This window comes from Aminobacter sp. SR38 (assembly GCF_014843375.1).
GTDB lineage: Bacteria > Pseudomonadota > Alphaproteobacteria > Rhizobiales > Rhizobiaceae > Aminobacter > Aminobacter ciceronei.
Genome location: NZ_CP062120.1, coordinates 111,436 through 125,369, shown reverse-complemented (window position 1 = coordinate 125,369; position 13,934 = coordinate 111,436). Strand labels below are relative to the sequence as shown.

The 13,934-nt window shown below is 66.4% G+C and carries 10 protein-coding genes and 2 pseudogenes; 3 read left to right on the top strand and 9 right to left on the bottom strand.

Features of this window, described 5'->3' with window-relative positions; all coding sequences use genetic code 11:
- Window positions 1-639: 639 nt before the first annotated feature.
- Complete coding sequence (locus IG197_RS35655; RefSeq protein ID WP_021443821.1) at window positions 640-1,047, top strand: MAPEG family protein; 408 nt, start codon at window positions 640-642, stop codon at window positions 1,045-1,047.
- 9 nt (window positions 1,048-1,056) lie between these two features.
- On the opposite strand, the gene fahA is transcribed toward IG197_RS35655, so the two are convergent.
- The 8 genes from fahA to IG197_RS35615 are packed head-to-tail and all read right to left on the bottom strand — an operon-like array spanning window position 1,057 to window position 8,329.
- Window positions 1,057-2,379 carry a fumarylacetoacetase gene (gene fahA / locus IG197_RS35650; RefSeq protein ID WP_036987736.1) on the bottom strand — a complete coding sequence of 441 codons (1,323 nt, stop codon included), beginning with the start codon at window positions 2,377-2,379 and terminating at the stop codon, window positions 1,057-1,059.
- Window positions 2,380-2,384: 5 nt separating this feature from the next.
- The gene (locus tag IG197_RS35645; RefSeq protein ID WP_021443823.1) at window positions 2,385-3,194 is read right to left on the bottom strand and encodes a cyclase family protein; all 810 of its coding nucleotides are present in this window, start codon (window positions 3,192-3,194) and stop codon (window positions 2,385-2,387) included.
- Window positions 3,195-3,219: 25 nt separating this feature from the next.
- Window positions 3,220-4,005: an ABC transporter permease gene (locus IG197_RS35640; protein WP_021443824.1), complete on the bottom strand. Its 786-nt coding sequence runs from the start codon at window positions 4,003-4,005 to the stop codon at window positions 3,220-3,222.
- Window positions 4,002-4,757 carry an ABC transporter permease gene (locus IG197_RS35635; protein ID WP_021443825.1) on the bottom strand — a complete coding sequence of 252 codons (756 nt, stop codon included), beginning with the start codon at window positions 4,755-4,757 and terminating at the stop codon, window positions 4,002-4,004. The genes IG197_RS35640 and IG197_RS35635 overlap by 4 nt, the downstream gene beginning before the upstream one ends.
- Window positions 4,758-4,762: 5 nt before the next feature.
- On the bottom strand, window positions 4,763-5,530 hold the full coding sequence (locus tag IG197_RS35630; RefSeq protein WP_192321901.1) for an ABC transporter ATP-binding protein: 768 nt from the start codon (window positions 5,528-5,530) through the stop codon (window positions 4,763-4,765).
- Window positions 5,531-5,562: 32 nt separating this feature from the next.
- A complete protein-coding gene (locus tag IG197_RS35625) occupies window positions 5,563-6,504 on the bottom strand; it encodes an ABC transporter substrate-binding protein (RefSeq protein WP_021444766.1) in 942 nt (313 codons plus the stop codon).
- Entirely contained in the window at window positions 6,501-7,253 is a 753-nt protein-coding gene (locus IG197_RS35620) for a TetR/AcrR family transcriptional regulator (protein WP_218186846.1), read from the bottom strand. The genes IG197_RS35625 and IG197_RS35620 overlap by 4 nt, the downstream gene beginning before the upstream one ends.
- A gap of 35 nt (window positions 7,254-7,288) precedes the next feature.
- Window positions 7,289-8,329 carry an SMP-30/gluconolactonase/LRE family protein gene (locus tag IG197_RS35615; RefSeq protein WP_192321899.1) on the bottom strand — a complete coding sequence of 347 codons (1,041 nt, stop codon included), beginning with the start codon at window positions 8,327-8,329 and terminating at the stop codon, window positions 7,289-7,291.
- 127 nt (window positions 8,330-8,456) lie between these two features.
- On the opposite strand from IG197_RS35615, the gene IG197_RS35610 reads away from it, so the two are divergent.
- A complete protein-coding gene (locus IG197_RS35610) occupies window positions 8,457-10,544 on the top strand; it encodes an acetoacetate--CoA ligase (RefSeq protein WP_021444857.1) in 2,088 nt (695 codons plus the stop codon).
- Window positions 10,545-10,547: 3 nt separating this feature from the next.
- On the opposite strand, the pseudogene IG197_RS35605 reads toward IG197_RS35610, so the two are convergent.
- A pseudogene (locus IG197_RS35605) lies at window positions 10,548-10,811 on the bottom strand (NAD(P)-dependent oxidoreductase); the annotation flags it as partial.
- A 145-nt stretch (window positions 10,812-10,956) separates the two neighbouring features.
- Here IG197_RS35605 and IG197_RS35600 point away from each other — a divergent pair.
- Window positions 10,957-13,871: pseudogene (locus IG197_RS35600) on the top strand (Tn3-like element IS1071 family transposase).
- Window positions 13,872-13,934: the final 63 nt, after the last annotated feature.

Sequence of the window (13,934 nt, the reverse complement as noted above, 5' to 3'; positions counted from 1 at the left end):
TCGTCGTTTAAATCAAAGTTAGGCCCATGACAACACCGTCCTCGCCCACCAATGCGCCCTCCGACGCGGACCGTGAGTCGCTCGGCGCCCTGTATCAAGTCACCGCCGCCGACATTGCATTCTTCAAGCAGCAGCAGTGGACAGTCATGAACTACACCGTTGGCCTAGACGCTGCGCTAATAACGATCTCACAGCATTCGGCAACGAAGCCCCTGACTGTTGCTATAGCCTGGGCATTGGTGTTTCTTGCTTGCGCAATACCAGTTGTCGCGGCTATGGCCTTGGCTCGCCTACGAAAGTCACTTGATGCCCGCCGCACGCGACTTGCTCAGACCCGCACCCTCTTGGGCCCTGTCTTCATCTCGGCCTGGGAAGTCCCAAAGGAGCCGGATGACTTCTACTTCTTGTTTGTTGGCGTACTCCTGTGCACCTGGGTGGTCACACTCTTTCTCGCCTGGCCGCGCGCATAAGGCCTAACCCCTCGGTCGAGGCGAGGCCCAACGGCGGGCCACCAGGCCCGGACTGGCGGTACGCGGTACATTCTCGCCAGTCCGGGCCTGGCGTCCCACCATTGGTCCCGCCTCACCTCAAACGTCAAGCCTCACGAGGGAGCCCTCGCTACGTGAGAAGAACATGCCCATGACATCCAGTCTCCTCCTCTATCCGATGGCGGCCCACATCGGCCTCACGGCCATCCTCTATGCGCTTCTGACCATGGCTCGTGCCCCGTCAGTCTGGGGGGTCGGCCGCGCGCCAGACGGCAGCAATCCCTGGGCTGGTACAGAGCGCCGAATCAGCGCCAACCTGTCGAATCAGTTTGAGTGGCCTCTGTTCTTCTACGTCGCGTGCTTGTTGCTGCTTCAGCGGCCACTGGCCGGGCAGTTGGAGCTTTCTCTGGCGTGGCTCTTCGTCGCAGGGCGGGTCGCACACAGTTGCATCCAGGTCTTCACAACGAATGTGCGTCTGCGCGGCATTGTCTTCACCGTCAACTTTTTGGCCGTCCTGGCCATGTGGGTCGCGCTGCTTGCGCAGTCGGGCGCACCGTAGCCTGCGGCCTCACCCGATTGCCGGCAGCACCTCGCCCCGGCTCTCACCAAACCCGATCCTCGCCGCCCCAGGCTTCTCGCACCAGCCGCGCAGGATCACGGTGTCGCCGTCTTCCAGGAAGCGGCGCTGCGCGCCGATGCCGGGCAACGGCACGTCCTTCGTGCCGCCCACGCTGAGTTCGACGATGGCGCCGGCCTCTGCCGCCGTGGGGCCCGAGATCGTGCCCGTGCCCAGCAGGTCGCCGGGTTGCAGGTTGCAGCCGCCCACGGTGTGCTGCGCCAGCATCTGCGCGATGGTCCAGTACTGATGGCGGAAGCTGGTGGCCGAGAGGCGGTCGGGGGCGATGCCGCGTTCGCGGTGCTCGCGCGCTTCCAGCCGCACCTCGAGCTGCACGTCCACCGCGCCGCTGGCGGTGTTGGCGGCGCTGTCCAGGTAGGCCAGCGGCTGCGGTTCGTCGGCCGGGTGCGCGAAGGGCGCGCGGTAGGGCGCGAGCGCTTCCATCGTCACGATCCAGGGTGAGACGGTGGTGCAGAAGTTCTTGCCCAGGAAGGGGCCGAGTGGCGCCATTTCCCAGAACTGGTGATCGCGCGCCGACCAGTCGTTGAGCAGGCACATGCCGAAGATGTGGTCTTCGGCTTCGGCCAGCGGAATGGGCGAGCCCAGAGCGTTGCCCGGGCCGACGTAGAAGCCCATCTCCAGTTCGTAGTCGAGCCGCTTGCAGGCGCCGTACACCGGCGCGCTGGCGCCCGGCGGCATGGCCTGGCCCATGGGCCGCTTGAATGCCGTGCCGCTGATGACCACGCTGGACGCGCGGCCGTGGTACGCGATGGGGATCCACTGGAAGTTGGGCGTGAGCGGGTCGTCCGGTCGCATCACGCGGCCCACGTTGCGCGCGTGGTGGATCGAGGTGTAGAAGTCGGTGTAGTCGCCGATGCGCGTGGGCACGCGGTGCTCCACCTCGGCCTGCGGCACCAGGCTGGCGCGCAGCGCGTTCATGCCGGGGCCGCTGGCACCCGTCTTGAGCAGGTCGAACAGCGCGTGGCGCAGCGCGCGCCAGGCCGATGGCCCCATGGCCAGGAAGTCGTTGAGCGCGTCGCCGGTGCAGGCATTCACCGCCTGCGCCGCCGGGCCCGACACCGCGTTGTCGCGCGCTATTGCCGCGAGGTCGATCACTTGGTCGCCGATCGCGACACCACCGCGAAAGGCCTCGCTGGAGCCCTTGCGGCGGAAGACGCCGAAGGGCAGGTTCTGGATCGGAAAGTCGGTGCCCGGTGCGTTGGCCGATTCGAGCCAGCTGCGCGCTTCGGGGTCGTGTGTGTGGTTCAGTTCCATGGTGTTCATGCCGCGGTGGCTTGCAGGGCGTCGTCGAATATGGCGACCGCACGGGTCCAGCCGGCCGAGGCGCCGCGGATCTTGTGCGGGAAGCAGGAGATGAAGAAACCGTCGGCCGGCAGGACCTCGAGGTTGTGCATCTTTTCGATGTGGCAGTAGCCGATGTCGCGCCCGGCCTTGTGGCCTTCCCAGATCAGCGAAGCGTCTTTCGTCTCGCCGTATTTCTGCGCGGTGTGCACGAAGGGCGCGTCCCAGCTCCAGGCGTCGGTGCCGGTCAGGCGCACGCCGCGCTCCAGCAGGTACATGGTGGCCTCGTAGCCCATGCCGCAGCCGGCCGAGACAAAGTCGTTGTGACCGTAGCGCGAGCCGGCGCGCGTGTTCACCACCACGATCTCCAGCGGCTTGATGGTGTGGCCGATGCGCTTCAGCTCCGCTTCCACGTCGTCGGCCGTCACCACGTAGCCGTCGGCGAAGTGGCGAAAGTCCAGCTTCACGCCGGGCTGGAAGCACCACTCCAGCGGCACGTCGTGGATCGCGATCGCGGGCTTCTTCTCACCCAGCGCCTTGTCCATGGTGGAGTGGAAGTGGTAGGGCGCATCGAGGTGCGTGCCGTTGTGCGTGGAGAGCTGCACCAGCTCCACCGCCCAGCCTTCGCCGTCGGGCAGGTCTTCCTTCTTCAGGCCGGGAAAGAACGGCTCGATCTGCTCGAAGGTGTTGTCGTGCGTGAAGTACTGGATCTTGGGCGCGAACGCGGGCGGGTCGCTCAGCACGTCGTTTTCCAGGTAGATGGACAGGTCGATGAATTTGCGGGGCATGGTGTTCTCCAGAGGGGCGGTGATGTCAGGGGTGTTGCCAGCGCAACAGGGATTTTTCGGCCACGGCGAGCAGCACGTTGCTCAGGAAGCCCATGGCCCCGAGCAGCACGATGCCGGCGAACAGGTCGCTGGCCTGGAACGAGCGCGCGGCCAGCAGGATGGCCTGGCCCAGGCCGGGTTGCGAGGCGATCATCTCGCCCACCACCGAGACGATGAGCGAGACCGTCATCGACAGCCGCATGCCGGCGAGGATGTCGGGCATGGCGTTGGGCAGGCCGATCTTGAGCACGAAGGCGAGGTGGCTCAATTCCAGCGAACGCGATACCTCGCGCAGCTGCTTGTGCACGTTCGCCAGGCCGTGCAGCGTGGCCAGCAGCACCGGCCACATGGCACCGAAGGCCACCACCGCCAGCACCATGCCACCCGAGAGGCCGAACAGCGCGATGGCCAGCGGCATCACCGCCGAAGCCGGTAAGGGGCGGATGAACTCCAGCGTGGGCGCGATCCACTCGCTGGCGCGCCGGGAGCTGCCGATCAGCGCGCCCAGCGCGATGCCCAGTGCGCTCGCCAGCACCCAGCCGCTGAACATGCGGCTGAGCGTGGCCCATGTGTAGGCCGCAAGGTCACCGCCGGCCAGGCCCTGCACCAGGCTGACCAGCGTGGCCTGCGGCGTGGGCAGGAAGGCGCGATTGACCCAGCCGCTGGTGCTGGCCGCCCACCACAGGGCGATGAAACCGCCGAGCACCAGGAGGGAACCGGAGGCGCTGCTCAGTGCGCCGAGGGCTCGATGTGTTTTGTGTGCTGCGCTCATGCCGCTTGCTCCCCCATGGCGCGCGCCACGCGGCGCTGCAGCGCCAGCGCGCCGACGTTGATGGCGTAGCCGACCACGCCGATCCAGGCCAGCCAGGCCAGCATGAGCGCCGGGTCCAGGCTTTGCTGCGCGATCATCATGGCGTAGCCCATGCCGTGCGGGTTGGCCGCGATCTCCACCGTGACGGCCACCACCAGCGCGATCGCCACACCGAGGCGCAGCGCGACGAACAGGCGCGGCACGATGGCCGGCCCGACGATCCAGGCGAAGCGCTGGCGGGGCGTGAGTTCCAGCGCGCGAGCCACCTCCAGCAGCCGCGGCTCGACCTGCTGCACCGCCGCCTGCGTGAGCACCAGCATGGGCCACAGGCAGGCGAAGGCGACCACGCTGAGTTCCATGCGCAGGCCGAAGCCGAACACCAGCATGGCCAGCGGGATCAGCGCCACCGAGGGAATCGGGCGCGCCACTTCTACGCTGAGAAAGCCCAGCTGCGCGGCGCGGCGCGACAGGCCGAGCAGGGTGCCCAGCAGCAGACCACCGAGCGCGCCGATCAGCAGGCCGAGCGCGGCGGTGCCCAGCGTGAAGGCGGTGGCTTCGAACAGCGATCCATCGGTGATGGCGCCGCCGAAGGCGCGCAGCGCGGCGCTGGGCGGTGCGATGGCATCGCTGCCCTGACCGGTGGTGCGGGCCCAGATTTCCAGCGCGCCGATCAGCAGCGCGGGAAACGCGAGCGACTTCATGCGAATGACCATGGCGCTCAATGCCCCAGGTAGTGGTACAGCTCGCGGCGCAGGCGCAGGAACTCGGGGTGTTCCTTGGTGCTCAGCTGGTCGCGCGGTTGCGGCAGCGGCACCTCGATCAGCGCGGCCAGGCTGGGCAGCGCGGGCGTGGGGTTGCTGCGCAGCGCGATCACGCGGTCGCCCAGGTACAGCGCTTCTTCCAGGTCGTGTGTCACGAACATCACCGTCAGGCCCTCTTCGCGCACCAGGCGCGCGAGCTCGTCCTGCAGGGTCTCGCGCGTCATCGCGTCCAACGCACCGAAGGGCTCGTCCATCAGCATCACGTCGGGCTGCTGCGCGAGGCAGCGCGCGATCTGCACGCGCTGCTGCATGCCGCCCGAGAGCTGCGCCGGAAACTTGTCGGCGTGCGCGCTCAGGCCGACGGTTTTCAGCACGCGTGCGATGCGCCCCGGCCGGTCGGCGACGGGCACCTGCGCCGCTTCCAGCGCCAGGCTCACGTTGGCCTGCACGGTGCGCCAGGGCAGCAGGGCGCGCCCGTAGTCCTGGAACACGAAGGCCACTTCGCGGCTCGGACCGGTGATGGCCGCGCCCTTGCGGCGCACGCTGCCGTGGCTCGGCGCCACGAAGCCGGCGGCGGCGCGCAGCAGGGTGGTCTTGCCGCAGCCCGAGGGACCGATCACGCACACGAACTCGCCGCGCTTCACCGTCAGTTCGACGGGCGAGAGGATTTGCCGGCCGCCGAGCTCGATGGCCACGTGGTCGAAGTGCAGGACGGTGTCGGTCATGGTCGGTGCGGGCGCGTGGGGCGTGGCGTGCCTCACTTGGCGATCAGGCGCGCGACATCGGGCACCGTCTTGAGCATGTCCTGGTCCTTCATGAGGTTGACCCAGTAGGTGAGCTGCTTCTCGGTCACGACCGGGCCGGGCGGCGAGATCTGCACCTTGGCGATCACCTCGGGCGGCAGCTTGATGTACTTGCCGATGGCGGCGCGCACGGCGTCGTTGTTCTTCGGCTGGTTCATGAAGCCAGCGGCCTCCTGCACCGCTTCGCGGAAGGCCTTGGCGGCCGCCGGGTTCTTCGCCACCCAGTCGCGCCGCGCGGTGTGGATGATGGTGGGCTGGTTCTCGGGCAGGAAGGTCGAGTAGTAGGAGGCCACGTAGCCCACACCGCTGTCGGTGATGCGGCTCATGAAGGGGTCGGCACTCACGACCGCATCCACCGAACCGCCGCGCAGCAGGTCGCCGTGCTGCGGGAACGAGGCTTCGACGAAGTTCACCTTTTTGAAGTCCACGCCCTGGTTCTTGAGCCAGCCGCGGAAGGTCACGTGCAGGAAGGCGCCCAGACCCGGCACGCCGATCTTCTTGCCCACGCAGTCCTGCGCGGTGCGGATGCCGCTGCCGGCCTTGGCCACCAGGCCGAAGCCGGTGATGGTCTTGGAGGTCACGCCGCCACCGGCCACCACCACGTGGTCCAGGCCACCATCGACCGACTGCAGGAACACGCTGGGCGTGGGGCCACCGATCTGCAGCGAGTCGGCCTGCACCGCGGCCGGGATGGTGGAGTTGATCGGGATGAACTTGAGCTCCACGTCGAGCGCGCGTTTCTTGAAGTAGCCGTTCTCGGCCGCGACGAACACCGAGGCGAAGTCGGTCACGGCGGTGTAGCCGAACACGATCTTGGTGGTGGCTTGCGCGAAAGCCGGCAGGCTCATCGCGGCGGGAACGGAGGCCAGGGCGGCCAGGGCGGTGCGACGTTTCATGCTTGTCTCCTTCTGGGTGGGGTGATCGAACTCTTCCGGGGCGATTCGGGCAGGGCGGCGCGCAGGCCGCCCACGATGAAGCGCACCAGCCGCTCGGCGGCGGCGGGGTCGCTGGGCTTGTTCTGGTTGCGCGAGAGGCGCGCGACGCGGACGTCCACCAGATGGTGCAGCAGGGCGCCCAGCGCGAACTGGTAACCCCAGGCCGCGTCGGCGCGGCTGCCCTGGGGCAGGGCGTGGTGCAGCGCGTCGATGAAGCGGTGCGCCATCGGGTCGAAGAAGTCGCGCAGCACGCGGTCGGACTCCTCGCCGTGGTAGGCCAGTTCGCGGCCCACCAGCTGCGCGTAGTACTGGCCTTCGGGGCTGGAGCGCATGCGGATCACCGGGCCCACGAAGGCCTCGACGATGCGCGTGAGGGTCTGCGGGTCCGCCGGGTCGTGCGACGCGGCATCGAGCGCTTCGAGGCGCTCGTCGATGGTCTGGCTCCAGTGCGCGAAGACCGCGTGGAACAGGTCCTGTTTCGGGCCGTAGTAGTAGGCCACCAGGGCCAGCGGCACACCGGCTTCTTCGGCGATCTGGCGGATCGTCACCGCGTGGTAGCCGCGCTGCGCAAACAGCTTCTCGGCCGCGAGCAGGATGGCCTGCTGCCGGTCGGGGCGGGGCGGCGCTTCGCTTTTTCGGCGGGCAGGGGCGGGCGCGGTCTTGCGGGCAGGCATGGCGGGATTGAACGCTTGATCAAAATTGTTGTACACCCGTACAAACCCTCGGCAACACCGAGGGCCTTGGGCTACCAGTGCACCATCGGCAGGCCGGGCACGGGCGAGGTGAAGTACGGGATCGTGGTGCCCATCAGGCTGCCGAGGTAGACCGTGCGCAGGTCCGGGCCGCCGAAGGTCACGCTGGCCATCCACGGCGCCAGCGTGCCGCGCGCGCGCAGCATGTCTTCGGCGGTGAGCGTGCCGTCGTTCATGTGGTCCAGCAGCACTTTCGACGCCTCGGGGTTGCCGTCGTCGAGCAGCAGGCGCTGGTCGCCTTGCGGCGTGAGCGCGATCAACTGGTCGGTCATCACCAGCGTGCACCAGAGGTTGCCGAAAGCATCGAAGGCGATGCCGTCGGGAAAGCCGCCCAGGTGCGAAGGCCCGAACACCTCGCGTTCGGCCAGGCCCACGCCCTGCGCCGACTCCACCACCCGCATGCGGCTGATGTGCGGCCCGGTGGTCTCCACGATGTAGAGCCATTCCTCGCGCGCGTCGAAGCGGATCTCGTTGGTGAAGTGGAAGCCGTCGGCCACCACGCGCAGGCCGTGCGCGTCCACCACCGCGATATAGCCGTCGCGCACGCGGCTGCTCGCCGCCACGGTCCAGGGGTTCACGCGCGTGGACACGGTCAGCCAGATGCGGTCCTTCGTGTCGCGCAGCACGAAGTTGACCTTGCCAATCGGCTGGCCGTCGATGCGGTCGTGCAGCGTGCGCGTCTGGCCGTCGCGCGTCATGACCTCCAGCCGGTCGGTGCCGAAGTTGGCGATCAGCACGTCGCCGTTGGCGGCGAAGGCCAGGCCGTTGGGCAGCGTGCCCTGCGTGTACTTGGCCTCCACGTCGTCGGTCGATGCCTGCGCGGCGGTGGCGAAGCGCTCGTCGGCGCGCTGGCCGATGAAGCGCTGCTGGCCATCGGCGCCGATGCGCGTGACGCCGCCGCGCGCGTCGGCGGCCCACAGCGTGCCGTCGCGCTCGGCGAGGATGCACTCGGGGCGCTGCAGGTCGTGGCCGATGGTGCGGATCGCGGCGCGATCGACCTGAAAGCCGTTGAGCGGGTTGGAGGTCGAAGGCATGGCGTGTCCCCGGTGGGTGCAGCCGCGGGTTGCGGCCGGTGCTGTGCATTGAACGGGGCGTGCCGATTCTTGTACAACCGTACAAACCCTAGGCGTGGTGTGCGCCGGCCGGGTCTAAGCTCGACGCATGACCGCCCCCTACGTGCCCCAGATCCGCCTCTACCAGCAATGGCTCGCCGAACAACGCGGCCTGCGCTTCGACAGCTACGACGCGCTCTGGCGCTGGTCCATCACCGACCTCGATGGCTTCTGGCAAAGCATCTGGGACTACTTCGACCTGCAGTCGCCCACGCCGCACACCAGCGTGCTCGAGCGCAATGTGATGCCCGGCGCGCCGTGGTTCAGCGGTGCGCGCATGAATTACGCGCAGCAGGTGTTCCGCCATGTGCAGGCGGCCCAGGCGGCGGGCTTTCCGGCCGTGGTCAGTTGCAACGAGAAGGGCCGGCGGGAGGAACTCAGCTGGCCCGAACTGCGCCGCCAGGTGGCCTCGCTCGCGCAGCACCTGCAGGCCCAGGGCGTGCAGCCGGGCGACCGCGTCGCGGCCTACCTGCCGAACATTCCCGAGGCCATGGTGGCCTTCCTCGCCACCGTGTCGCTCGGTGGTGTGTGGAGCATCTGCGCGCCCGACATGGGCACCAACGCCGTGCTCGACCGCTTCCGCCAGATCGACCCGGTGGTGCTGATCGCCTGCGACGGCGTGAGCTACGGCGGGCGCGACCACGACCGCCTCGCCGTGGTGGCCGAACTGCGCGCGGCCTTGCCCACGGTGCGCCACGTGGTGCTGCACACCAACCTTGCCGACACCCCCGAGGCCCAGGCCGCGGCGCTGGAGGCCGCGGCACCCTGCACCGGCTTTGCCGCCGCCACCGCGCGCGACGACCGCGCGACCGCCGCATTCGAACCCGTGTGGCTGCCGTTCGACCACCCGCTGTGGATCGTTTATTCCAGCGGCACCACCGGCCTGCCCAAGCCCATCGTGCACGGCCATGGCGGCACGGTGATCGTGGGCCTGGCGCTGAAAAGCCTGCACAACGACGTGGGCTGCAGCTACCACCCGAACAGCTGGGGCGAGCGCTACCACTGGTACAGCTCCACCGGCTGGGTGATGTGGAACGCGCAGACCAGCGGCCTGCTCAACGGCACCACCTGCGTGATTTACGACGGCAACCCCGGCGGCGCCAAGGACAAGCCCGACTGGACCACGCTCTGGCGCTTCGCGGCCGAGCAGGGCGTGACCTTCTTCGGCGCCGGCGCGGCCTTCTTCGCCAACTGCATCAAGGCCGGCGTGGACCTCGCCACCTGTGGCGACCTCTCGGCCGTGCGCGCGCTCGGCACCACCGGTTCGCCGCTGTCGGAGGACGCGCAACGCTGGGGCACCGAGCAGTTCCGCCGCATCGCGAAGACCGAGGCGCAGCAGGACATCTGGTGGTGCAACATTTCCGGCGGCACGGACTTCGCGGGCGCCTTCATCGGCGGCAACCGCGAACTGCCGCAGACCCCCGGGCGCATGCAATGCCGCCTGCTGGGTTGCGCGGTCGAATCGTGGAACGAGCAGGGCCAGCCGGTGATCGACGAGGTCGGTGAGCTGGTGTGCGCGCAGCCCATCCCGTCCATGCCGCTGTACTTCGTGGGCGACGTGGACAACAAACGCCTGCTCGGCAGCTATTTCGACACCTACCCGGCGGGCCAGGGCCGCAAGCCCGGTGGTGGTGACCTCGGCCCCGAGGCCGGCGCGGTCTGGCGCCACGGCGACTGGCTGCGCATCGGCGCCGACGGCTCCTGCGTGATCTACGGCCGCTCCGACGCCACCATCAACCGCCATGGCCTGCGCATGGGCACGAGCGAGCTCTACAGCGCGGTCGAGGCCCTGCCCGAGGTGATGGACTCGATGGTGGTCGACCTCGAATACCTCGGGCGCGAAAGCTACATGCCGCTGTTCGTGGTGCTGCGCGAAGGCCTGGTGCTCGACGACGTGCTGAAGGCGCGCATCAACGACAGCATCAAGACCGCGCTGTCGCCGCGCTTCGTGCCCAACGGCGTGTTCCAGGTGGCGGAGATCCCGCGCACGCTGTCGGGCAAGAAGCAGGAACTGCCGATCAAGAAACTGCTGCTCGGCCAGCCGCTGGAGAAGGTCATCAATCGCGAGGCGATGGCCAACCCGGGCTGCCTGGACTGGTACGTGAAGTTCGCGGCGTCTCGTGCCGCCGCGGCGTAGCCTTCAGTTCGCGACCGTGAAGCGCTGGCGCGCGTGCTTCGGTTGTTCGATCTCGTCCACGATGGCGACGGCCAGGTCGGCCACCGAGATGCCGGCAGGCGCGTCGCCCGTGCCCGGCAGCAACTGGTCGCCGCCCGTGCGGTACTGGCCGGTGCGTTCGCCGGGTGCCAGCGCGATGGGCGGCGAGACGAAGCTCCATTCCAGCGCGGTTTCGCCGCGCAGGCGCGTCAGCAGGTCGCGCGCGGCCAGCGCGCCCTGTTTCCATTCGGGGTCTCCTCGTTTTCAGTGCAATAAGTGACGGTACGCAAAGCTAGCACTGGCGCGGGGGTGGTCTGGGTAGACCGTTGATTTCATTGACTTTCCTGTTCGCTTTGTAAACGGGTATGGTGGCCTCCCACTTTTGAGGTTCACGATGCAGGGTTGGCACACAACGTTTTTGGGGATGCGTGGGCTCCCCCGCGATATCAGCGACTTCGAGATGAAGGCATTTTTCACCTTCGATGGTGCCGAGCGCGACGCAATCAATGCACGCCGAGGTGATTCCCACAAGCTTGGTCTGGCGCTCCATATTGGTTTCCTGCGCATGAGTGGGCGTTTGCTCGGTGCCTTTCGGGTAATTCCAGTAGCCTTGTGGCGCCACCTTGGCAACGAGCTTGGCATTGCAGCACCAGAAGTCGCCTCGCTGAGAGCCATGTATGAACGCGGGCGCACGCTATTCGATCACCAACAAGTAGCCTGCACGGTCCTTGGATTCCAGTGGATGAGCGAGCACCAGCGCCGCTCACTGGTACGTGAACTGCGCGACGAAGTGGCGCGCTGCGCCGACCGCGATCAGCTACTCGTGCGGGCGCGTCAATGGCTGTACAAGAACAAGCTGGTGATCGTGCACGAGCGGGCAATTCGGACACTGATTGCGGCGGCACTTGCCCAGCTTGAAGTTGAAACAGGCACCGCCATCGCCGCCAGCGTTGATCCAGCAACACTTGATCGCTGGCGAGCCTCAGTTTCAGAGCTGCGCCCAGATGGACAAACCCAGCAGAGTTGGCTATGGGCTGCACCGGCGAAACACTCAACCCGCCAAATCAGCGAGGTACTGGAGCGCATCGACCTGCTTTACACGCTGGACGTTCATAAGCACCTGGCAGACATCCCCGATCTCATCTTGCGCCGCTACGCGCGCCGACTTGTCTCCAGGCCGCCCTCAGCCGGAGCCAAGATCAAAGAGCCAGCGCGCACCGTGGAGGTCGCATGCTTTCTTCGGTATTGCCTGTTCACCACCACAGACCAGTTGATCCTTATGGTGCAGCGCCGGATCGCCGATCTGTGGCGTCAGGCTGCCGCCGATGTCCCCGCTACCGTCAATTGGGCCGCAATGTACAAAACGCTGCTCGGCGAACTTGTTGCCTTGAGCGCGCAAGGTGCGGTGCCAGATGCTGAGTTGCGTGCCCGTCTTGAAGCCTTGATCACCGAAACCCAGAAACGCAAACCACCGAGCAGGGCCTCCCTGGTCCGCGAGGGATTGATTGATGGAATTCGCCCCGTGCGGTCGTTGCTCGTCGCCATTGCAAAGCTGCCCTGGCAGCCACCGGCGAGCATCCTGCCATCGAGTACCTTGCCAAGCTGCAAGCTTTATATCTCAAAGGATCCAGAAAGCTGCCAGTTGAAGTGGTGGCACCAAGTCTGGGAATGATCTGGCAGGTTTCGATCTCCAGCCCAGACCGGGAACGGGCGTTTCAGGCGTTGGAGGTGGCCACCCTGTTTGCCCTGCGCCGCGCGGTGCGCAATGGCTCGGTCTGGATTGAGCACAGCCTGAGCTTTCGGGGTCGTGCGCGCTTGTTCTTCACGGACGAGCGTTGGCAGGCAGAGTCCAAGAAACACTATGCCCGTCTATCGTTACCCAGCAAGGCTGCCACTTTCTTGAAGCCTTTGCTGGCCAGAGTAACTGCCGGTGTCGATGCGGTGGCCGCTGCAGCCCGCAGTGGCGTACTGCGCGTGGATGATGAACTCCATTTGTCGCCATTGCCCGCAGAGGACGAAGACCCAGAAGTGACCAAGCTGCGCGCGGCTTTGGATCACCGCATCGGTGAGGTTCAATTGCCGGAAGTGATTCTGGCCGTTGACGCCCAGGTGCGCTTTAGCTGGATCATGCTCGGACGTGAGCCGCGCTCTACCGACGAGCTGCTGATGGTCTATGCCGGCATCATGGCCCACGGCACCAGTCTGACTGCGGTCGAATGCGCGCGCATGATTCCGCAATTGTCTGCCACCAGCATTCGCCAGGCCATGCGCTGGGCGCGGGACGAACGGCGTCTGAGCCAGGCCTGCCAGGCTGTGCTGGAATTCATGCAGCGACACCCGATTGCCGCCACCTGGGGGCGGTCCGATTTGGCATCTTCTGACATGATGAGCATGGAGACCACCAAACGGGTGTGGCAAGCCCGGCTTGATCCTCGGCGCAACACACCTTCCATTGGAATCTACTCCCATGTAAAAGACCGGTGGGGCATCTTCCATGCGCAGCCCTTTGTGCTCAATGAGCGCCAGGCGGGCGTGGCCATTGAAGGTGTCATCCGCCAAGAAAAGCTGGAGACCAGCCAGCTTGCTGTGGATACCCATGGCTACACCGACTTTGCCATGTCACATGCCCGTTTGCTTGGTTTTGATCTTTGCCCGCGGTTGAAGGAACTCAAACAGCGCCACCTCTTTGTGCCACGCGGCACCAAAGTGCCCGCAGAAATCGCTGCGGTGTGCGAAGCCAATGTCGACGTCGCTTTGATCGAAAAGCATTGGGATAGTCTGGTGCACCTGGCAGCCTCGGTCATGAGCGGACATGCCAGTGCGGTGGCAGCTCTTGCGCGGTTCGGTTCTGCCGCCCAGGGCGATCCAATCTATGAGGCTGGCGTGCAATTGGGGCGGTTGCTGCGTACGGCGTTTTTGGCTGACTACTTTGTCAAGGACGCTTTCAGGAACGAGTTGCGCCGGGTGCTCAATCGGGGCGAGGCTGTTAACGCCCTCAAGCGCGCCATTTATACCGGCCGGATCAGCCCGGCGCAGGCCAAACGTGTCGATGAAATGCAGGCTGTGGCCGATGCGTTGAGCCTGATGGCCAACATCGTGATGGCGTGGAATACCTCACAGATGCAGGCGGTCCTGGATCGCTGGTCGAACCGCCGCCAGGTCATTCCACCGGAACTGATCGGGAAGATTGCGCCCACCAGGCTGGAGAGCATCAACTTGCGGGGTGTGTTTCGCTTCCCGGTTGACCGCTATGCTGACCAAATCCTGCCTTCGCGGCCAAATGCATCGATAACTGGCACCAATGGATGAAACCGACCACGGTTTGACGCCACGAATCGCAGATTTGAAAGTGAACAGGAAAGTCAATGAAAT